The 21,427-nt window shown below is 73.7% G+C and carries 16 protein-coding genes; 15 read left to right on the top strand and 1 reads right to left on the bottom strand.

Annotation, left to right across the window (positions count from 1 at the left end; genetic code table 11):
• The first annotated feature begins 91 nt into the window (after nucleotides 1-91).
• The 15 genes from C5N14_RS27175 to C5N14_RS27105 all read left to right on the top strand — a co-directional run bounded on the left by C5N14_RS27175 (nucleotide 92) and on the right by C5N14_RS27105 (nucleotide 17,951).
• Nucleotides 92-4,123, top strand: a complete 4,032-nt coding sequence (locus tag C5N14_RS27175; RefSeq protein WP_128763672.1) for an HPC2 multi-domain protein — start codon at nucleotides 92-94, stop codon at nucleotides 4,121-4,123.
• 2 nt (nucleotides 4,124-4,125) lie between these two features.
• A complete protein-coding gene (locus C5N14_RS27170; protein ID WP_117672074.1) occupies nucleotides 4,126-4,788 on the top strand; it encodes a leucine-rich repeat domain-containing protein in 663 nt (220 codons plus the stop codon).
• Nucleotides 4,789-5,107: 319 nt separating this feature from the next.
• Nucleotides 5,108-6,643, top strand: coding sequence for a phage tail sheath subtilisin-like domain-containing protein (locus tag C5N14_RS27165; RefSeq protein WP_117672072.1), 1,536 nt, complete (start codon nucleotides 5,108-5,110; stop codon nucleotides 6,641-6,643).
• A gap of 24 nt (nucleotides 6,644-6,667) precedes the next feature.
• Nucleotides 6,668-7,111, top strand: a complete 444-nt coding sequence (locus tag C5N14_RS27160) for a phage tail protein (protein ID WP_117672070.1) — start codon at nucleotides 6,668-6,670, stop codon at nucleotides 7,109-7,111.
• 4 nt (nucleotides 7,112-7,115) lie between these two features.
• Entirely contained in the window at nucleotides 7,116-7,565 is a 450-nt protein-coding gene (locus tag C5N14_RS27155) for a hypothetical protein (RefSeq protein WP_117672068.1), read from the top strand.
• A complete protein-coding gene (locus C5N14_RS27150) occupies nucleotides 7,562-7,720 on the top strand; it encodes a DUF6760 family protein (protein WP_117672066.1) in 159 nt (52 codons plus the stop codon). Before C5N14_RS27155 ends, C5N14_RS27150 begins: the two co-directional genes overlap by 4 nt.
• 415 nt (nucleotides 7,721-8,135) lie before the next feature.
• Nucleotides 8,136-10,445, top strand: a complete 2,310-nt coding sequence (locus C5N14_RS32415; RefSeq protein ID WP_165878239.1) for a hypothetical protein — start codon at nucleotides 8,136-8,138, stop codon at nucleotides 10,443-10,445.
• 58 nt (nucleotides 10,446-10,503) lie between these two features.
• Nucleotides 10,504-10,941 (top strand): phage tail protein, encoded by a 438-nt coding sequence (locus tag C5N14_RS27140; protein WP_117672064.1) that lies wholly within the window; start codon nucleotides 10,504-10,506, stop codon nucleotides 10,939-10,941.
• A gap of 4 nt (nucleotides 10,942-10,945) precedes the next feature.
• Complete coding sequence (locus tag C5N14_RS27135) at nucleotides 10,946-11,722, top strand: LysM peptidoglycan-binding domain-containing protein (RefSeq protein ID WP_117672062.1); 777 nt, start codon at nucleotides 10,946-10,948, stop codon at nucleotides 11,720-11,722.
• A complete protein-coding gene (locus C5N14_RS27130; protein ID WP_117672119.1) occupies nucleotides 11,712-13,547 on the top strand; it encodes a VgrG-related protein in 1,836 nt (611 codons plus the stop codon). Before C5N14_RS27135 ends, C5N14_RS27130 begins: the two co-directional genes overlap by 11 nt.
• 26 nt (nucleotides 13,548-13,573) lie before the next feature.
• Nucleotides 13,574-13,855 (top strand): PAAR domain-containing protein, encoded by a 282-nt coding sequence (locus C5N14_RS27125; RefSeq protein WP_117672060.1) that lies wholly within the window; start codon nucleotides 13,574-13,576, stop codon nucleotides 13,853-13,855.
• A 5-nt stretch (nucleotides 13,856-13,860) separates the two neighbouring features.
• Entirely contained in the window at nucleotides 13,861-14,271 is a 411-nt protein-coding gene (locus C5N14_RS27120) for a GPW/gp25 family protein (protein ID WP_117672117.1), read from the top strand.
• Nucleotides 14,271-16,226, top strand: coding sequence for a putative baseplate assembly protein (locus C5N14_RS27115; protein WP_117672058.1), 1,956 nt, complete (start codon nucleotides 14,271-14,273; stop codon nucleotides 16,224-16,226). Before C5N14_RS27120 ends, C5N14_RS27115 begins: the two co-directional genes overlap by 1 nt.
• A gap of 31 nt (nucleotides 16,227-16,257) precedes the next feature.
• Complete coding sequence (locus C5N14_RS27110) at nucleotides 16,258-16,782, top strand: phage tail protein (protein ID WP_165878238.1); 525 nt, start codon at nucleotides 16,258-16,260, stop codon at nucleotides 16,780-16,782.
• Nucleotides 16,779-17,951 carry a zinc ribbon domain-containing protein gene (locus C5N14_RS27105; protein WP_117672056.1) on the top strand — a complete coding sequence of 391 codons (1,173 nt, stop codon included), beginning with the start codon at nucleotides 16,779-16,781 and terminating at the stop codon, nucleotides 17,949-17,951. Before C5N14_RS27110 ends, C5N14_RS27105 begins: the two co-directional genes overlap by 4 nt.
• Here C5N14_RS27105 and C5N14_RS27100 read toward each other — a convergent pair.
• On the bottom strand, nucleotides 17,866-20,766 hold the full coding sequence (locus C5N14_RS27100) for a BTAD domain-containing putative transcriptional regulator (RefSeq protein ID WP_165878237.1): 2,901 nt from the start codon (nucleotides 20,764-20,766) through the stop codon (nucleotides 17,866-17,868). The two genes, C5N14_RS27105 and C5N14_RS27100, sit on opposite strands and share 86 nt — an antisense overlap.
• Between the last annotated feature and the right edge of the window lie 661 nt (nucleotides 20,767-21,427).

Genomic DNA, 21,427 nt, shown 5'->3' with positions numbered 1-21,427 from the left:
GGCAGCGCCTGCACCGACCCGGCCGACTGATGACTCGGACGCCACGACCGCAACACACCGAGGCACCGGGGCACGCCCATTGAGCCCGGCCGTGGCTCAGCGGTTGCAGGCGGCAGCCGGCAACCGGGCGGTGTCCGCCCTGGTGGCGCAGCGCAGGGCGGCTGGATCGACCGCGCGTCGATCGGCGACCACCGCCCGATCGACTTCCAGCGGCAGGGCATCGAAGACGGGTTCGACATCGTCGTCCTCCTCGGCAACGGTCCAGCCGACGACGGCACCAGCGACCGGTGGTACCGGTCCGGAGGTTGTCGACCCGTCGGTCCACGTACCGGTGCAGCGGCTGGCGACCGACGCCGGCCCCGTGCACCGCCCCGGGCCGCAGGCCGACCCGAAGTTCGCCGCGCTGAAGGCGGACGTGCGGGGCAAGCAGCAGGTGCTCGGCGCGCACCCGCCCGCGACTGCGGAGGCGTCGAAGGCGCAGGGCGCGGCGAAGGCGCCGCAGGATGACAAGGAGGCCCAGGGCAAGGCTGCCAACGCGGAGAAGATGAACGCCGCGAAGCCCGGGGAGTTCGACAAGGCCGCGTTCGTGCGCGCGGTCAACGAGGCGATCGCGGCGCAGGCGCCGAAGAACCTGGACGAGGCTGACAAGTTCGGCGACTCGGGCAAGGCGGACGCGGTCAAGGGCCAGGTGCAGGGTCAGGTCACCGACGGCAAGAAGGCGTCGGCGAACGCCATCGAGACCACCACGAAGGCCCCGCCGGACACTTCCCAGGTCAAGGACAAGCAGGTCACGCCCCTGGTGGCGGACAAGCCCCCGGCCACCCCGGGGACGCCGGACCCGGCGAAGGCCGTACCGGACAAGGCGCCGCCGGCGGCGACCGACCTCTCCGGCGGGCCGAAGCAGGTCGACCAGCAGATGGCCGAGGCGCAGGTCACCGAGGAGCAGCTCGCGAAGTCCAACGAGCCGGAGTTCACCGGGGCGTTGAAGGAGAAGGACGCCGTCGAGCAGCACGCGGCCACCGCCCCGGGCCAGGTGCGGGCGGCCGAGGCGCAGACGCTGTCCGGGGCGAAGGCGGCTGCGGGAGCCGCCGGGGCGACGGCGATGACCGCCCTCGCCGGGGACCGCAAGCAAGCGGGGCAGTCGGTCGGGGCGGGCAAGGAGCAGGCCAAGTCCGCCGACGAGGCGAAGCGGGAGAAGGTCACCGCAACCCTGCAGAAGGTCTTCGACGCCACGAAAAAAGACGTCGAAGAGATCCTGTCCGGCCTGGACAAGAAGGTCGACGAGAAGTTCAGCGCGGGCGAGAAGGCGGCCCGGGACGCGTTCACCGCCGAGCACACGCGGCGGATGGACGAGTACAAGGACAAGCGGTACTCGGGGCTGCTCGGCAAGGGCCGGTGGATCAAAGACAAGTTCGCCGGGCTGCCCGAAGAGGCCAACCAGATCTTCGTCACCGCCCGCAAGGGCTACGTCGACCGGATGCAGCAGGTCATCTCCGCCGTCGCCGATGTGATCGGCGCGGAGCTGACCCGGGCCAAGCAGCGGATCGCCACCGGCCGGGACCAGTTGCAGGCCGAAGTGAAGAAACTCCCCGCCGATCTCCAGGCGATCGGCAAGGAGGCTGCCGGCGAGTTCGCCGGGAAGTTCGACGAGCTGACCGAGTCGGTGAACAACAAGGGCACCGAGCTGGTGCAGACCCTCGCCACGAAGTACAACGAGGCGCTCAAGTCGGTCGACGAGGAGATCGCCGCCGAGAAGGAGAAGAACAAGGGCCTGGTCGCGAAGGCCGTCGACGCCGTCGCCGGGGTCATCAAGACGATCATGCAGCTCAAGGACATGCTGATGGGTGTCCTGGCCAAGGCCGCCCAGGCTGTCATGGCGATCATCAAGGACCCGATCGGTTTCCTCGGCAACCTCGTCTCCGCGGTCGGCGCCGGGCTGAAGCAGTTCCTGGCCAACATCGGCGAACACCTGAAGAAGGGCCTCGTCGGCTGGCTCACCGGAGCCATGGCCGGCGCCGGCCTCGAACTACCCGCGAAGTTCGACCTCCGCGGCATCGTCATGATGATCGGCTCACTGCTCGGGCTGACCTGGGCGTCGATCCGCGGGCTGATCATCAAGCGCGGGGTGCCCGAGCCGGCGATGGGCGCGGTCGAGAAGTCCGTACCCCTGGTGCAGAAGGTGCAGGCGCAGGGCCTCGGTGGGCTGTGGGAGGAGATCCAGGACAAGGTCGGCGACCTCAAGGCCAACCTGTTCTCCAAGATCAGCGAGTACCTGATCCCGACCGTGCTCATGGCCGGCATCACCTGGATCATCAGCCTGCTCAACCCCGCCTCGGCGTTCGTCCGCGCGGTCAAGATGATCATCGACTTCGTCACGTTCATCGTGACCCAGGGCGCCCAGATCATCGAGTTCGTCAACTCCGTCCTCGACGCGATCATCGCGATCGCGGGCGGCGGGACGGGCGGGGTGCCAGGGCTGATCGAGAAGGCACTGGCGCGGTCGGTGCCGGTGCTGATCGGGGTGCTCGCGGCGGTGCTGGGCGTCGGCGGGATCGCGCAGCGGGTGCAGAAGTTCTTCAAGGGGCTCGCCGCACCCGTCATGAAAGCCGTGGGCCGGGTCGCCGACAAGATCGCCGCCATCGGCAAGAAACTCTGGGCCAAATTCAAGGCGAAGGTTCGCGGCGGCGACGACAGTCCGCAGGGCAAGCAGAAGCGCCTGGAAAAGGGATTGGCCGCAGCGGTCTCCGCAGCGCGGCGCTTCAGCAGCGGCGGTGTGAGCAGGACGGCCTTGCGAGCTGTTTTCGCGGGTATCCGCCTGCGCTACGGCATGACGTCGTTGGAGCCGGTGCTCACGAACGGGCGTTGGGCGGCTCGCGGCACGGTCAATCCCACCGGCCAGGTCGACCTCGGGATCACTGCCACGGACGGCCAGCAACCGCCGCAGGGCCCTCTCACAAAGAAGGACGACGAGTACGTCAAGCAAATCGCGCAGCACCTTCCCCCCATGGGCGACAGGTTCGCCGGCGAGGCGAGGAGCCAGTGGAACAAGGAGTTGGCCGGCACGGCGGTCGGCGGAACGCTGGTCTGGGGCGACCCACCCCTATCGCCTCAGCAGATGCCTGGGGCAGGAGTCAAGGTGCTGGAGGACCCCGGAACGCATCGCATCTTGCTGCCCTACTTTCATGCGAAGAACCGCACCGGCGGAGCGACTTCGGATACTTTCTACGCTTACGCTTTCAAGTTCCCGGCGATTCGCAGCCGCCTGCTGGCCATACTGGGGGCGGACGCTCTTGCCGAACTCAAGGCACCGCGAGCCGGTCGCGCTGCGGACGTCAATGCCCAACTGAACGATCTCGCCTTCCACTCCGCCATCGGAAAATTCGGCGCATTCGCGCCGATCCCCGGCGCCGGAGCCGGAGCCGACGCCGAGCTCATCGCGGCGGTGAACGAGGCGGGCGGGATTGTTCCATTCTTCAAGCACGTGGTCCGCAAGAAAGGACCATGGGAGACGAAGATATTCGATTTGTGGAAGAACGACAAACCGTCGAAGGATTTCCTTGCAGATCGATTCCGGGCCGCTGACGCCGGAAAACACGAGTGGATCCCGACCGACTACATCCCCGACGTGCTCCGGCGGGCGATGGACCACCGGTCAGGCTCCGAAACTCTGGAGGGGCTCCGGTGGGTCGTTCTGCACCATGCCCTGCGCTCACCGACCAGATACGTGATCTGGGAACTCGTCGGCACGACACCACAGGGACATTCGGGCGTATTCTGGCAGGCATACCAGGAGGATGGGAAGACCAAGCACAAGTTCACGCTGACCAACAACCAGGAGGCATTCCACAATCGGCTCCGCAAGCTCTTCGACCAGTGGAGCGGCACGGCACTGGCGTACGTAGGACATCTAAGAGCGCAACTGTCTAACCTCATGTGGGACGGCAACCTCGGGCAACAGCATCAGCCGTTCCTCACTAAACAGGTCGACGCGCTCGTGTCGACGGACAGGGGGAAGATCTCCATGACGGTCGAGGAGCTGGGACTACTTCAGCGGGCCAATTTTGCCGACATCAAGGTGAATTTCCTCGACGCGGAGGACGCCGTCAAGAAAGAGGAGCTCTAACGATGCCCGGTCTTGACGCGGCCGTCGAACGGGCGCTCCAACTACAACTTCAGCAGGCCCCCCCGTTCTCCGAACAGGCCTTGGCCTCGGTGGAACGGCTGGGCGTTCTTCGCCCGGTCGACATCACCGACCTCGCACGGCTCACGAATCTGCGGACCCTGATTCTCGTCGGCTACGGAGGGCAAGACCTTTCACCGCTGGCCGGCTTGCCGATTGTTTCGCTGGAGATCGAGGTCAGCGCCGCGCGAGGGCTGGAGGTCATCGCGGACCTTCCCACGCTGCGAATCCTGCGGGCGAAGAACAACGCAATCAGTGATATCGACGTGCTCAACGAGGGCGAGCACCGCTTCGTAGAGATCGACCTGACCGGGAATCCGCTATCCGATCGCGGCTTTCGCGAGGTGGTGCCACAGTTGCACGACCGGGTTCCGGAACTGCGGGTGTCCGGCGAGCGAGAGTGGAGTCTCACCCGGCGCCTCTACGCTGCCGGGCTGCCCTTCGACTACTACCGCGACGAGAACGGCTACTGGCTCTGCCGGCCCGGCCTGAGGTACACCGACTTTCCGAATGCCGACCACCTCAAAATCGATCCCGAAGAAATCGAAGCGATCCTGGATCGCGACCCGGCCACGATCCCGGCGATGTTTCGGAACTACGAGTCGTAAGCCCTACGCCTTTGGGTCCATCAGCCAGGTGTCGCCGGCGGCCACACAGATTCCTGCGCCCTGACGTCGGTAGATCAGGCAGACGTGGCGCGCTCTGGTGGAGAAGGTCACCGCAGCACTTGAGCTGCACGGCTACCAGGTCACGATGGACAGAGCTGCCCGGCAGAGCAACCCGGCAGAGCAACCCGGGCCTCACCGTGGCCAGGCGGCTTGCCTGAAAGGACACTGATCTCTTCCCCGGCGGGCGGCCCGCCGGACGTGTGAAGCCCCGCTCGTACGCGGGACGCTCGACTCGACCCCCGAGGGACGAGGAGGCGTGATGCCCAACTACCTGGCGCCGGGCGTGTACGTCGAGGAAGTGGAGTCCGGCTCCCGCCCGATCGAGGGCGTCGGCACGGCGGTCGCCGCGTTCGTCGGCTTCGCCGCGCAGGGGCCGTTCAACACCCCGACCCTGGTGACGAACTGGAGCCAGTACTCGCAGATCTTCGGCGAGTTCGCCCCGGACTGCTACCTCGGCCACGCCGTGTACGGGTACTTCATGCAGGGCGGCGGGGCCGCGTACATCGTGCGGGTGGGCGGCGACCGGGCCAGCGACGAGGCGCTGCCCGCGGCGCCCGAGCCGACCGCGATCCTCGGCACGTACCGGGTGGTGGCCCGCGCCCTGCCCGAGGGCACCCCGGACGACCTGACGGTCGAGGTCGCCGACCCGCCGGAGGGCGCGGGCGAGGACCGGTTCAACCTCGTCGTCAAGCGCGGCGGCCAGGTGGTCGAGACGTTCGAGTCGGTGACCACCAAGCGCGGCAAGGACAACGTGGTGACGGTGGTCCGCGAGCGGTCCAAGCTGATCACCATCGAGGAGGCGGCCCCGACCGGCCAACTGGCCCGGCCGCGCGGCGGCGAGGTGGTGCTGACCGCCCCGCCGGCCACCGGCGGCGCCCCCGAGTCCGTGTCAGCCGACGAGTACGTGGGCGACGCGGCGGAGCGTACCGGGTTCGGCGGCCTGGAGGCGGTCGACGAGGTGACCATGGTCGCGGTGCCCGACCTGATGGGGGCCTACCAGCGCGGCGCGATCGACCTGGAGTCGGTAAAGGCCGTGCAGTCCGCGGTGATCGCCCACTGTGAGCTGATGGGCGACCGGATGGCCATTCTGGACCCGCCGCCGGGGCTGTCCCCGCAGCAGGTCAAGGAGTGGCGCACCGACCAGGCCGGCTACGACTCGAAGTACGCCACGCTGTACTACCCGTGGATCAAGGTGTTCGACCCGGTGACCGGCACCAACCGGTTCATGCCGCCGTCGGGCCACCTGGCCGGGGTGTGGGCGCGCAGCGACGGCGCGCGGGGCGTGCACAAGGCTCCCGCCAACGAGGTGATCCGGGGCGCGGTCGCCCTGGAGACGCAGCTCACCCGCGCGGAGCAGGAGCTGCTCAACCCGATCGGGATCAACTGCATCCGCACCTTCCCCGGCCGGGGCATCCTCGTGTGGGGCGCCCGCACGCTGTCGTCGGACCCGGCGTGGCGGTACCTGAACGTGCGGCGGCTGTTCAACTACCTGGAGGAGTCGATCCTCAACGGCACGCAATGGGTGGTGTTCGAGCCGAACGACGACGCGCTCTGGGCCCGTATCCGGCGCACCATCAGCGCGTTCCTGGTCAACGAGTGGCGGCGGGGCGCACTGTTCGGGCTCACCCCCGACGAGGCGTTCTACGTCAAGTGCGACCGGGAGACCAACCCCGCCGAGGGCATCGACGCCGGCCAGGTGGTCTGCCAGATCGGCGTGGCCCCGGTGAAGCCCGCCGAGTTCGTCATCTTCCAGCTGGCGCAGATGTCCGGCGGCACCAGCCTGGTCAACGAGTAGTCCCCGCAGCGTCAGGAGGCAGTCGTGCCGCTCCCCGATTTCGACTCCGCCGTCGGCCACTCGTTCGGCCTGGAGGTGGACAGCATCATCATCCGCCAGATCACCGAGGTCAGCGGCCTCAAGATGGAACAGGACGTCATCGAGTACAAGTCGAACACCGCCGACGGCAAGTTCGTCGTACGCAAGGCGCCGGGCGCGCCGAAGGCCGGCGAGGTCACGTTGACCCGGGGCCTGACGGCGGACAACAGCTTCGAGCGGTGGGTCAAGGACTGCCGCTTCGGCAAGATGAGCGACGCCCGCAAGGGCGGCGCGATCATCGTGTTCGACTACGAGGGCTTCCCGATCAAGCGGTACCGGCTGACCAACGCGTGGGCGAAGAGCCTGGAGATCAGCTCGCTCAAGGCCGGCGACACCAGCGTGCTCACCGAGAAGCTCGTGGTGACGTACGAGTCGATGGAGGTCGAGTAACCCCATGCGCCGTACGTCGTCCCTGGTCCCGCCGCCCGGTTCGGAGCCGGCCGAGCCGCCCGCCGTCGCCGCCCGCCGCGAGACGCTGCGCACGGAGTTCCCGTTCGAGCTGCCGCGCGGCTACGTCGACGGCTCGGGCACGGTGCACCGGGACGGGGTGATGCGGCTGGCGACCGCCCGGGACGAGCTGGTGCCGCTGCGCGACGACCGGGTGCGGGAGAACCCGCCGTACCTCACGGTGGTGCTGCTCAGCCGGGTGATCACCCGGATCGGCACGCTGGTGGACGTGCACCCGGGCGTGGTGGAGGACCTGTTCGCCTCGGACCTGGCGTTCCTCCAGGACATGTACCGGCGGATCAACAGCGAGGGGCACACCCGGGCCAGCGTGGTCTGTCCGGAGTGCCGGCACCGGTTCGCCGTGGACCTCGCCGGTGGGCGCCTGGGGGAATCGTGACGTACGCGGCCGACCGCATCTACTCCGAGGTCGCGTACGTCGCCTACCACTTCCACTGGTCGCTGGACGAGATCCTCGACCTCGAACACGGCGAGCGGCTGCGCTACGTGGCCGAGATCGCCGGCATCAACACCCGCATCAGCCAGGGACGGTGACCCGATGTGGCCGTGGCGCCGGCGATCGCAGGGGACCGCGCAACGGTCCACTGCGGACGCGTCTGCGCCACCCACCGTCGAGCGGATCGCCGCAACGACCTCTGACGCGTCCCAGGCGACCGCATCGCGGGAAGGCGCATCGCGGGAAGGCGCATCGCGGGAAGGCGCATCGCGGGAAGGCGCATCGCGGGAAGGCGCATCGCCCGGGGACGGCTCCCCGGCCCACCTGCGGAACGGGCCACCGGCGTGGCAGAGCCTCCCGCCGCTCCAGCGGGTCACCCCGGACGAGCCGCGGCTGAACCTGCCCGACACGTTCACCGGGGCGCTGGCCGCCTGGCGCAACCCGTCGTACCTGGCGCCCCTCGGTCACCTCGTCGGTGCCGCCGAGCCGGCCGGGGTCCTGCACGAGACGGCCGTGCCGGTGAGCGAGCCGCCCCGGCCCGCCCCGGAACCCGTCGGCCGGGCGCGTGGCGGCGACCCCGGGCCGCTGCCGCTCGCGGCGCCGTCGGCGGGCGCCCGTACGCCGGCACCGGCCCTGCAACGACAGGTCGCCGGCGCGCCGGGAACCCCACCGACGCCGGAACACCCGCTGGCCGTGCCGACCCGGGGCCGTGCGGTGCCCGTGGAGCCGGTGACGGTCAGCCGACTGCTGACCGCGCCCCCGCCGCCGGAGGAGCTGCTCCTGCCCGCCGTCGACCGCCCGGCCGACCCGACGGCGGAGGCCGCCCGCCCCGACGACGCCTCACCCGAGGCACCCACCCTCGGGCGGGACGACCCGGCGACGGGCGACGCCGACGTGACGATCCCAGCCGGCAGGACGGCGCCCCTCGGCGGTGACGTCCCGGGCCCGGCGGCGGACGCGGCGTCGGCAGCCGGGCCCCGCACCCCCGGCGGCACCGGACCGGCCGCACCGGACCTGCCCGTGCAGCGACTCGTCGGGGCCGGCCCGAGGCCACCCCGCCGGCTCGGGCTGGGCGAGCCGATCGTGTCCCCCGTGCTTCCTCCGGTGTCCCGCCCGACCGGCGACGCCGCTTTCCCGTCGGTGCAACGCTCCGCGGCCGGGGAGGGTCCCGAGCAGGTGCGCCGCGCTGCCGCCGGAGACGGCCGGTCGATGGCCACCGCGCCGCTGGTCCAGCGGTCGCCGGCCGGCGGCAGCGGGCCGGCCAGCGGGCCCGGGGCCGCCGGTCGACCGGCCGACGCGGCAGAGGTGACGCCGGCGGGAGACTCGGCCACGCTTCTGGGCGAGGGGGCCGGCACCGTCTCCCGGCTCGGAACAGGAGCATTCCCCACCGGTCTCGGCCCCTCCCCCGTGGGGCCGCAGGCCGAGCCGGGGACCGCCGGCGGGGGCGAGCACCTCGCCGGCGGTCCCCCGCCGCCCGCCGAGGGCCTGCCGCTCGCCGGTACGCCGCGCGGCGACGCGCCGCCCGCCCGTTGGGCTGGCGGCGCGGCAGACCCGGGTACGGGAGCACCGGCGCCCGTCCAGACGTTCGTGCCGTCCGCCGGGGGGACACCGCCCGCCGGAGAGACACCGCCCGCCGGGGGGCCGCCGCCCGGTGGGGAGGCGACGGCCAGCGGGGACGTGCCGGCGGAGGCGGGCGTGGCCGCGCTGCTGGGCGGGCCGGCCACGTCGACGCCCCCGGGCGTCGCCTCCTCGCAGGGCGGGCCGGCGGCGGGCGTTCAGGCCGTGGATCCGGCCGGCGGCCCGGGGGCGGGACACGTGGGCTCCGGCGGCCCCGACCTGCCGGTGGTGGCCCGCCTGACGACGCCGGCCACCTCGACCGGCCCCCGCGTCGAGAAGCCGACGACCGGCACCGGACCGGTCCCGCACGCCGAGGCGTCGACCGGCACCGGTGCCCCGTACGGCGGGGGAACAAGCCCGGTCGGTGGCGCCACGACCGGCGGGGAGACCGACGGCGGACCGGGCGTCGCCGGCCTCGTCGGCGGAGACGGCGGCATGGCGGACCCCACCGGCGACGCGGGCCCCGCAGGGGTGGACCCGGACGGGAGCCCGCCCCCTCCCCTGCCCCTGGTCGTGGCCCGGCTCGTCGGTGACCGTCCGACCCCGCTGCTGACCGGGGCCGGCCCGGTCGCGCCGTTGCCCGACCGGCCGACCGTGCAGCGGGTGACCTGGCAGCGGGACGAGGCGACGGCCGCCGGTGGGCGGGCCGCCACCACACCCGCCCCGGAGCGGGCCGTCCCCGTGGACCTGTACCCGAACCCGGCCGCCCCGTACCCGACCCCGGCCCCGGCCGCCCCGTACCCGGCCACCGCGCCGGGCACGGCGGCATCGACCGACGCAGCCGGCTCGACCAGCGCGGTGGCCGGCGGCGGGCTCCCGCCCGTCCAGCGGTGGGTGGGCGCGCTTCCTGGCACGCCGTCGGCCGGCCGGCCCCCGGGGCGGGACACCGCGCCACCCGGGCCGCCGCTGTCCGCGTATGCCATGGGTGAGCTGTCGGGTCCGGTCGTGCAGCGGGCCGAACCGGTCGACGACGCCGCCCCGCCGCCCCCGGTCGACACGCCCGCGCCGCCTGCGGCGGCCCCGCCGCCCGACGGTGGCGGGGCGGCGGCCGGTCAGCCGGCCGTGCCGGGCGCTCCGCGGGCCGCGGGCGGCGGGGCCGAGCCGGAGGAGCTGCTGAAGAAGCTGTACGACCCGCTGCTGCGCCGGCTCAAGACCGAGCTGCGCCTCGACCGGGAGCGGCACGGGGCGCTCGGCGGACCGGGCTGACAGAACCGCCGGAGAAGGGCCCGGGACCGGGAGACACGCGCAGGACCAGGAGGGACGAATGGCCAAGGACGAGGTCGCCGTCGCGATCGCCTTCGTCGTCAGGATCGACGACCAGGATCTCGGCGCGTTCAACACCTGTGACGGGCTGGGCTGCGAGGTCGTCGTCGAGCAGCGCGAGGAGGGCGGCAACAACGGGCACGTGTGGCAGCTCCCGACCCGGATGAAGTTCTCCAACGTCAAGCTGTCCCGCCCGGTCACCGCCGACAGCACGAAGCTGATGCGCTGGTTCTCGGGGATGGCGAACGGGATCACCCGCAAGACCGCCACCATCGAGGCGCGCACCCTGGAGGGCACGGTGATCGCCCGGTGGGGCCTGCTCGACGTCATCCCCGTCAAGTGGACGGGGCCGCAGCTCAGCCCGGACAGTCCGAAGGTGGCCGTCGAGACCCTCGAACTGGCCCACCACGGCTTCTTCGGCCCCGGGACCGGGGGGTGACCCGGTGAGCGCCTCCCCGGTCACCTTCAGCGCCGCCGGCAGCCCCGCCGGTCGGGGCGGTGGCGCGCCGCCGCAGCTCACCCACGCGTACCTGCAACTGCACGAGCCGCCCCGCAACGGCGGCACCGCCGCACCCGGCCCGAAGCTGGGCCAGATCCCGTTCCAGTTCAACCCGAAGGAGCTGGCGCTGACGAAGACCGCCAAGTGGAAGCGGGACGCGCAGCGCAACGCGAAGAAGAGCGGCGTGCCGGAGTTCACCGGCTCGGACCCGGCCAAGCTGACCCTGGAGATGTTCTTCGATGCCACCGCCACGATGGACAGCTCGGTGGTGAAGCGGGTGGAGGAGCTGTTCGCCTGCTGCGTGCCGACCGACGCGAGCCGGCAGCAGAAGAAGGGCTCCCCGCCGTGGGTGGTGTTCCACTGGGGCGGGATGGTCGGCTTCCCGGCGTTCGTGGCCAGCGTCAACGCGAAGTACACCCTGTTCACCCCGGGCGGCACGCCGGTGCGGGCGCTGTGCACGGTCGCCCTGGAGGAGATTTCGGGCGAGCAGCCCGGGCAGAACCCCACCTCCGGGGCCCTCGCGGTCCGGGACATCCACGTCGTCGTCGCCGGGGACACCCTGCACTCGGTGGCCCACCACGCGTACGGGCGGGCGGGGCTGTGGCGGCACATCGCCGAGGCCAACGAAATCGACGACCCGATGCGGCTACGCCCCGGCACCACCCTGCTGGTGCCCGCCCTCGAGGAGCTGACCGCCCCGGACGGTGCCCGTGGCCAATGAGCAGTTCGCCAACGCGCTCCTCGTCGAGGTGGGCGGCAGCCCGCTGCCCGCGGAGATCGCCGCGCTGCTGACGTACGCGGCGGTCGACGACAGCCGCAACCTGCCCGACCGGTTCGTGCTGCGGTACCGGGACCCGGGCCGGACGGTGCTGGCCAAGGGCGGCTTCACGATCGGTGCCCCGGTGAAGCTGACCGTGCAGACCTCCGACCCGGGCGGCCCCGCACCGCTGCTCACCGGCGAGGTCACCGCCGTGGAGTGCGAGCTGGACGCCACCGGCACGTTCACCGAGGTCCGCGGCCTGGACCTGGCCCACCGGCTGCTGCGCGGCCGGCGGGTGGCCGCGTACCCGGGGATGAGCGTGCCGGACATCGTGCGGCAGGTGGCGCAGCGGGCCGGGCTGAAGGCGGGCCGGATCGACCCGGTGAGCGGGATCGGCGGCGAGCCGGAGGCGCAACTCAGCCAGGACAACGTCAGCGACTGGGCGTTCCTGCACCGGCTCGCGGCACTGGTCGGCGCGCAGGTGATGGTGCTCGACGGCGCGCTGCACCTGCGGATGCCGCAGCCCCCGGCTGGCGCGCCCGACCCGTCGGCGCGGGCCACCCAGGACCCGCTGGTGCTGGAGGTCAACCGGAACCTGATCGCGCTGCGCGCCGGGGTGACCGCCACCGCGCAGGTGCCCGAGGTGGCCGTCCGGGGCTGGGACCCGGCGACGAAGCGGGCGGTCAGCGCGACCGCCACCCCGAAGGTGCCGGGCGCCGACGGCATCGGCGCCGATCCGGCCGAGCTGGGCAGGAAGGTGGGCAGCCCGCCGTACCTGGTCGCCGACCCGACCCTCGGCTCGGACGCGGCGGTGCGGGCGGTGGCCGGCGCGCTGGCCGGCGACCTCGGCGGCGGCTGCGCGGAGATCGAGGGGGTGGCGAAGGGCAACGCCAAGCTGCGGGCGGGCGCGGCGGTGGCGCTGGCCAACATCGGCGAGCCGTTCCAGGGCAGGTACGTGCTGACCAGCACCCGGCACGTGTTCAGCGAGCAGGCCGGCTACACCACCGCGTTCACCGTCTCCGGCCGCTCCGACCGCTCGCTGTACGGGCTGACCGCCGGCGCGGCGGCGACCGACCGGGTCGGCGACGGACTGGTCCCGGCGGTGGTCAGCGACGTGAAGGACCCGAAGAAGCTGGGCCGGGTCCGGCTCACCCTGCCGTGGCTGGACGGGAGGTACACCACCGGCTGGGCGCGGGTGGTGCAGCCCGGCGCGGGCGCGGAGCGGGGGGCGGTGCTGCTGCCGGAGGTGGGCGACGAGGTGTTGGTCGGGTTCACCGGCGGCAGCCTCGACGCCGCGTACGTCCTCGGCGGGTTGCACAACGGCACGGACGCGCCGCCGAAGCTGGACACCGACCCGGTGGACGGCAGCAGCGGCCGGATCGCGGTGCGGGCCCTGGTCTCCCGTACCGGGCACCGGTTGGAGCTGCTGGAGGCCGGCAGCGGCCCGGACGGGATCCTGCTCGCCACCGGGGACCGGAAGTTCACCCTGCGGCTGGACCGCACCGGCCGGCAGATCGAGATCGTCAGCGACGGCAAGGTGAGCGTCCGGGCCAGGGACGGGATCGTCCTCGACGCCGGCTCCGGGTCGTTGGAGCTGGCCGGGCAGCGGGTCACCGTCACCTCGAAGAGCGACGTCGGTATCGAGGGCCAGGGCCAGGTGCGGGTGAAGGGCACGGCCGGCGCGTCCGTGGAGGGCGCGACGGTGAAGGTCGCCGGGCAGGGCGGCGCGGAGCTGACCGCCGGCGGCCCGGTGACCGTCCGCGGCGGCGTCGTCCGGATCAACTGACGGTACGTGAGTGAAGGGAGTGTGCCGTGCCACCAGCAGCTCGCGTCGGTGACCCCACCGCCCATCCGGGCACGGTCGGCGGCCCCGGGGTGCCCACCGTCCTCATCGGCGGGCAGCCCGCCGCCACCGTGGGCACCCTGCACGCCTGCTCCTTCCCGGGCACCCCGCCGCACCCCCCGTCCCCGCTGCTGCCGCCCGGCTGCCCGACGGTGCTCATCGGCGGCCGGCCCGCCGCCCGCATGGGCGACCTGGCCGGCTGCGGGGCGCCGATCCTCGCCGGCTGCCCGACCGTGCTGATCGGCGGGTGACGCCGATGGCCACCGACTTCGTCGGCGCCGGGTGGGCGTTCCCGCTGCGCACCGATCCCACCGGGGGGATCGCCCTGGTCCGGGGGGACCGGGAGGTGGTGGAGAGCATCCGGCTGATCCTCGGCACGGCGCCGGGCGAGCGCCCGGGTCGCCCCGAGTTCGGCTGCGCGATCCACGAGTTGGCGTTCGCCCCGGCCGACCCGTCCACCGCCGGCCAGGTCGCGTACCAGGTGCGGCTGGCGCTGGAGCGCTGGGAGCCGCGGGTCGAGCTGGACGACGTGCTGGTCGACTTCGCCGACGCGGCCCGGGGCACTCTCTACATCGACATCCGGTACCGGCTGCGCCAGGACAACGACCCGCGCAACCTGGTCTTCCCGTTCTACGTCATCCCCGCGCACGAACCGGGAGCCGAGTGATGGCCCTGCCCGCCCCGCACCTCGACGACCGCCGTTTCCAGGACCTGGTGGACGACGCGAAGCGCCTGGTGCAGCGGCGCTGCCCGGAGTGGACCGACCACAACGTGTCCGATCCGGGGGTGACCCTGATCGAGACGTTCGCGTACATGGTGGACCAGCTCCTGTACCGGCTCAACCGGGTGCCGGACCGGCACTACGTGAAGTTCCTGGACCTGCTCGGCATCGCCCCGTTCCCGCCGGCGGTGGCGTCGACGGACGTGACGTTCTGGCTGTCCGCGCCCCGCGACGCCCCGGTCGTCGTCCCGGCCGGCACGCACGTGGCGACCGTACGCGCGGAGAACGCGGAGCCGGTGACCTTCGAGACGCTGCACGAGCTGACCGTGCCGCCGTGCCGGCTGGTCCGGGTGCTGACCGTGCCGGCCGGGGGGCGACCGACGGACCGGACCGGGGACCTGGGCGGCGCGGACCGGATCCCGGCGTTCGCGGACCCGCCGGTGGCCGGCGACGCCGTGCTGTTCGGCCTCGACAGGGCGGTGCCGGGCTGCGCCGTGCTGCTCACCATGGACTGGGTGGTGGCCGGGCGCGGGGTGGACCCGACGAACCCGCCGCTGGTGTGGGAGGCGTGGACCGAGGGTGGCTGGGAGGAGTGCCCGGTGGAGCGGGACACCACGGGCGCGCTGAACCGGGCCGGCGAGGTGGTCGTGCACGTCCCGGCGCGGCACGCCGCGTCGGTGGAGGCCCGGCACCGCGCCGGCTGGCTGCGCTGCCGGCTGCGCGAGGCCGTCGCCGGGCAGCCGTTCTTCCACGCCCCGCCCCGACTGGGCCGGGCGGAGGCGGTCACCATCGGCGGCACCGTGAGCGCCTGCCACGCCGAGCTGATCGGCGGCGAGACCCTGGGCGCGTCCGAGGGGGTGCCGGGGCAGCGGTTCACGGTGCAGCGGGCGCCGATCGTGGCCGCCGACGGCGCGATCGGGATCGAGGTGAGCGCCGCCGAGGGCTGGCAGACCTGGCGGGAGGTGGCGAGCTTCGCCGGCTCCGGGCCCCAGGACCGGCACGTGTGCGTCGACCGGTCCAGCGGGGAGATCGGCTTCGGCCCGGCCGTCCGGCAGGCCGACGGCACGGTACGCCGGTACGGGGCGGTGCCGCCGAAGGGCGCGGTGGTCCGGATCCCGACCTACCGCACGGGCGGGGGGCGGCGGGGCAACGTGGCCGCCCGCACGCTGAGCGTGCTGCGGGACCCGGTGCCGTTCGTGTCCACGGTGACCAACCGGGCGGCGGCCACCGGCGGCGTCGACGGCGAGTCGCTGGCCGAGACGTCGGTGCGCGGGCCGCTGAGCCTGCGTACCCGGGAACGGGCGGTCACCGCCGAGGACTACGAGCAGTTGGCCCGGGAGGCGGCGCCGGAGGTGCTGCGGGTGAAGTGCGTGCCGGCGGGCGACGGCTCGGCGGCGGTGCGGGTGCTGGTGGTGCCGGCGCTGGGTGAGCACGGCGACGCCGAGGACGACGCGGCCCGGTTCGCCGCCCTGCGGCCCCGTGACGAGGTGCTGGACCGGATCCGGGCCTTCCTCGACGCCCGCCGCTGCGTGGGTGCCCGGGTGCTGGTGGAGCCGCCGTTCTACCAGGGGGTGACGGTGGTCGCCCGGGTCCGCTCCCGGCCTCGGGCGAGCGGGTCCGACGCGGAGCTGCGCCGGCGGGCGCTGCGCGCTTTGTACGACTACCTCGACCCGGTGCGGGGCGGGCCCGACGGCGACGGGTGGCCCTTCGGCCGGCCGATCCAGTCGGGTGAGCTGCACGCCGTGTTGCAGCGGGTCGACGGGGTGGACCTGGTGGAGGAGGTCCGGTTGTTCGGGGCCGATCCGACCACCGGGGAACGCGGCGAGGCCGTGCAGCGCATCGAGCTGGACGTCAACGCCATCGCCTTCTCGTACGCCCACCAGGTGCGGGTCACCGGGTGAACGGGCGGGTCGTCGAGGTCAGGAGGGGATCATGCGGGGTGCGGTGCCGGGGCTGGCGAGCCCTCACCCGATCGGGCAGGAGTTGCCCGCGGTGTACCTGGAGGACGATTTCGCGCAGCGGTTCACCGCCGGGCTGGACGAGGTGCTGGCGCCGGTCCTGCTGACGCTCGACTGTTTGGACGCGTACTTCGACCTGGACCTGGCCCCGCCGGACTTCCTGGACTGGCTGGCCGGCTGGGTGGCCGCGCCGGTCGACGGGGACCGGGCGCCGGACGTGCGCCGGGAGGTGGTCCGGCACGCGGTGCAGGCGCACCGGTGGCGCGGGACCGCCCGGGGCGTCGAGCTGGCGGTGCGGGTGGCCACCGGGGCGCGGGTGGAGGTCACCGACAACGGCGGGGTGACCTGGTCGGCGACGCCGACCGGCGGGCCGCCGCCGGACGAGGCCCCACGGGTGCTGGTCCGGGTCACCGGGGCGGCCGACGAGGCGCTGGTGCGGCAGGTCGTCGCGTCCGCCGTACCGGCCCACGTCCGGCTGACGCTGGAGATCGAGTCATGATCACCTGTGCGAGCTGCGGCGCCGCCAACGCCGACGGCAGGCAGTTCTGCGCGGCCTGCGGCGAGTACCTGTGGGACGAGGGCAGCCCGCCGCCCGCCCCGGGGCCGGCCGTGACCCGGGACCGGCCGGTGACCGACCGGAGCACCGACGCGCGGACGGATCCGGCCGTGCCGGCCCCGCCGGGCCCCGGGCCGTCCACCGCCGGCCCGCCGGCCCCCGTAGCGCACCCGCCCGGCCCGGGCGGGCACGAGCCGGGCGGACACGAGCCGGGCGGGCACGAGCCGGGCGGGCACGAGCCGGTCCGCGCGGGCGACGGCACGCCCCAGCCGCTGCAACCCGGGGCACCGAGCACCACCCGGGAGACGCCGGGGCCGGCCGCTGCGGTCGACCCGGCGTCCCGCCCGCCGGAGCGGGAGCTGACCTGCGCCCACTGCGGCCGGGTCAACCCGCCGAACCGCCGGATCTGCCGGTTCTGTGGGGAGTCGCTGACCGCCCCGGTCGGGCCGGCGCCGGAGCGCGCCACCTGGTGGGAGCGGCTGCGGGACCGGTGGCGACGGCTGTGGGACCGGGTGCGCCGCCGGGGGCCCCGCCGCCCCGCCCGGAAGGACCGCCGGGCCGCCGGGGCGGCCCGGCGGCTGCTGCTGCTCGTGCTCGGGCTCTGCCTCGTCGGCGTGCTCGCGGTGGCCGGGCCGCCCCTGGCGCGGCGGGCCGTGGAGGCGGTGCGCGACCGCACCGAGGAACCGGCGTCGCTCGTCCCGGCGGCGGTGAGCGCGTCGTCGGAGAAGCTGGGTGCCGGCGCGGCCCGGCTCACCGACGGGGCGAGCAACCGCTACTGGGCGCCGACCGGCACGGCCGCCGGCGCCTGGGTGGAGGGCCGCTTCACCGAGCCCGTGCGGCTGCTCACCGTCATCATCACCCCGGGCGTCGGCGAGCGGCGGCAGGCGTTCCTCGAAGCCGGCCGGCCGCGCGGGCTCACCGTGGTCACCGTCGACGCCGACGGCAAGCAGGAGAAGACCGACATCGAGCTGCGCGACGAGCCCGGGGAGCAGCAGTTCCCCGTCGAGGCGGCGAACGTGGTGCGGATCAGGCTGGTGGTCCGCTCGACGTACGGGCCCGGGTTGGATCCGGCCGTGGCGATCGGGGAGGCGGAATTCTTCGGTCGACGCTGACGGTGGTTCCCGCTGGCGCGGTCTCCGCGGGTGCCGGGTCGAGGCCGAGGGAGACGAGCACGTCGGCGTACCGGCGGCGGGCGTGCTCGGCGGCGGCGGCGTTGCCGGCCCGGTCGTGCGCCGCGATCAGCAGCCGCCAGCCAGCGTCGTGGCACGGGTCGATCTCGACGCACCGGGCCGCCGTCGCGACCGCCCCGTCGGCGCCGGCGGCGCGCAGGGCGGCCTCGGCGAGCTGGGCCGCCGCGTCCGCGGCCTGCCGGCGCAGCGTCTCCCGCTCGGCCACCACCCACTCCGCCGGGCCGTCCTCGGGCAGCAGTTCGCCGGTGTACGCGGCCACCGCGACCCGCAGGTCGGCGAGCGCGCGCGGGTCCCGGGTCGCCCCGGGGCTGGACGCCCGTTCCAGCGCGAGCCGGAACTCCGTGACGTCGCACCAGCTCCCCGGGGGCAGCGCCAGCAGGTACGCGTCCCCGTCGCGGTGCAGCAGGCTCTCCCCGTCGCCGGTGGGCAGGTGGGTGTCGAGGAACCGGCGCAGGCTGGACAGGGCGACGTGCAGGGTGCGGGTGGCGGTGGCCGGGTCGGTGTCGGGCCAGAGCGCGTCGAGGAGCCGGTCGCGGTGCACGGCCCGGCCGGCGTGCATGGCGAGCATCCGGGCCAAGGCGCGGGCCCGGGGGCGCAGTGGCGACCAGTTCAGCGGCTCGCCGTCCAGGCAGATCCGGAAGCCGCCGAAGCAGCGTACGGTCAGCGGGGCGGTGTCCGGCACGGCCGGTGCGGCACCGCGCTCGGGGGTGACCCAGGCGGTCACCACCGGACGGGGCAGCCCGGCGTGCTCGGCGGCGGCGTGGACGGCGGACAGGCCCACCGCCCGGCCGGGGCCGGCGGGCACCCCCGCGGCGAGGGCGAGCACCCGCGCCCCCGGCACTCCGGCGGCCCGGGCGGTGCTCTCCGCGCGACGGACCTCCACATCGGCGTCGGGCAGCCGGCCGCGCACGGCGGCCAGCGCGAGCAGGGACTGCGCCCAGGCGGCCAGCACCCCGCTGTCCACCTCCCGCGCCCGGTCGAGCAGCCGGCCGGCCTCCTCCGGCTCCGGCCCGCCGCGCAGGGAGCGGGCCAGCGCGGCGCAGCCGGCCGCGAGCAGGGCGCCCCACCGGTCCCCGAGCCGGTCGCACTCCTCGACGACGGCGGCGGCCTCCTTGAGGTCGGCCTCCGCCCCGGACAGCGCGGGCACCGCCCGGGCCAGCCGGGCCAGCCAGGGCAGGCCGGACCGGTCGGCGTCCAGGCCGACGGCGGCGACCGCGGCGGGCGCCTGCGGGTCCCCGCCGGCCAGCGCGACGGCGGCGCGCAGCAGCCGGCAGGCCAGCCCGACCATGCCGGCGTCGGACGGTGTCCACCGGTCCAGCACGCGCGCCGCCTCGCCGGCGTGCCCGGCCAGCAGCAGCGCGCCCGCCCGCACCAGCGGGTCGGCCGCCCCGGTCAGCCGTTCCGCCTCGCCGACGACCACCATCGGGTGCCGCCGGGTGGCCGTGCGCAGCCAGCCGGACCAGTGCCCGCGCCAGTGCGGGCCGTCGGGCAGCCAGGCCGTCACGTCGGCGCGCAGGGAGCGGCACCGCGCCCGGGCCGGCTCGCCGTCGAACATCTCCTCGGCCCGGCGCAACAGCGGCACCGCCGCCGCGAGCTGGCCCTCGTTGATCCGGTGCCGGGCGTCGGCGAGCACCAGCCACGGGTCCTCGGCGATGAACCAGGCGGGCAGCACGTCCGACCACGGGTCGAGGCCCCGCACGGCGACGTCGCCCCCGGCGGTGTCGAGCAGCCGGTGCACGTCGGGCCACTGCTGGGCGCGGGCGAAGCACCGGGCCGCCTCCAGCACCGCGCCCTCCGCGGCGAGCAGCCGGCCGGCGCGGGCGTGCCAGGCCCGCGCCGCATGCTCCCCCAACTCCTCGGCGAGCGCCGCGATCAGGTGGGCGCGCAGCACCTCGTGGTACGCGAAACTCCGGCCACCGTCGTGGGAGACGGTGAACGCCTGCCGGCGCTCCAGCTCCTCCAGCGCGGCCTGCCCGTCGCCGCCGCCGAGCAGCCGGTCGCACCGCTGGGCCGTGAGCACCTCGAACACGCAGGTGTGGACGAGGAACCGGCGCAGGTCGGGGGCGAGTTCCGCCAGCACGGTACGGGTGAGGTAGTCCCGGGACAGCGCCGAGCGCACGCCCAGCGAGGCCACCGCGCGGCGCCGGTCGGCCAGCGGCTGGCTGCGGGTGGACAGGTAGTAGAGCTTCAGGCCGGCCGCCCAGCCGCCGAGCCGCCGGGCCAGGGCCGCCACGTCGTCGGCCGGCAGCGGCTCCCGGTAGACGTCGCGCAGCAGCCGCTCCACCTCCCAGGTGCGGAACCGAAGCTGCTCGGCGTCGACGACGACGCTGTCGGAGAACTCGTGCCGGGTCAGGATCAGCGGCGGCATGCGGCGGGTGCCGACCAGCACCCGGACGCCCTCGCGCACCAGGGCGAGGGCCCGGTCCAGCAGCACGGACTCCCCCGGCGTTCCCTCGACCAGGTGCAGGTCGTCGACGACCAGCAGGCCGGCACCGCCGTCGGGCAGCGTCGCCTCCACCCGGCGCAGCGCCCGCGCCGGGTCCGCGTCGGACGGCACGACGCGCAGCCAGCCCACGGACCCGGGCCCGGTGGCCGCGTACTGGGCGAGCAGGGTGGTCTTGCCGGACCCGGCGGGGGCGACGACCAGGCCGAGGGAACGGGGCCGGACGTCCAGCGCGGTGATCAGCCTGGACCGCGTGAGGCTCAGCGAAGGGCTGCGGGCGGGTTCTGTCGGCATCGCGCACACCTTCCCCGAGGTAGCCGGCCGTCGAGCCGGCCCGGGACGAGCGACACCACTGATGGTAGTCATCAATACGCCCTGGTAGCTGCCCGTGATCGGACAACCGCGTCGGATTTCGGCAGGGACTCGGGCCGCCGCTGGGAATCCCGTCGACCAGCCGCCCCGTCCACAGCATCCACCGCAAAAGGGCTCCAGTGGACCAATTCTGCCATTCACCCTTTGCCGACCGCCAACCACCCATAATTCCATTCGTCCCACCTGGACGACCTGTCCGGAAACCATGAATTACCGCCGACACCGACAGCCGCGGGGCCTTTAGCTGACTATTCGCCGAACGCGGCGGCAGACCTCCGTTTGAGCCCAGTTCGATCACATTAGTTCGACGCAGTTAAATATTGTCAAAGGTTTTTGCGGGTGCTCTAATGATGGCGACGCGAGCGGGATCGCCGCGTCAGTCCCTCTCAATTCGTTGGAGGCCGCCCATGGACAAGAAGATCGAGACGAAGCGCAAGCCGGCCAAGGTCCTCGTGCGCAAGCTTGAGAAGCTCGAGACCACCGTCGCCATCATCGAACCGGGCTGCCGCAACGACCTCTGCGGCTGATCGGACATCCGGCCGGGGCGCGGCACCTCGCGTCCCGGCCGGCCTGGCGGAGGAGT

The organism is Micromonospora sp. MW-13, assembly GCF_003434305.1.
Taxonomy (GTDB): domain Bacteria; phylum Actinomycetota; class Actinomycetes; order Mycobacteriales; family Micromonosporaceae; genus Micromonospora.
This window is presented reverse-complemented; position numbering and strand designations above follow the sequence as displayed.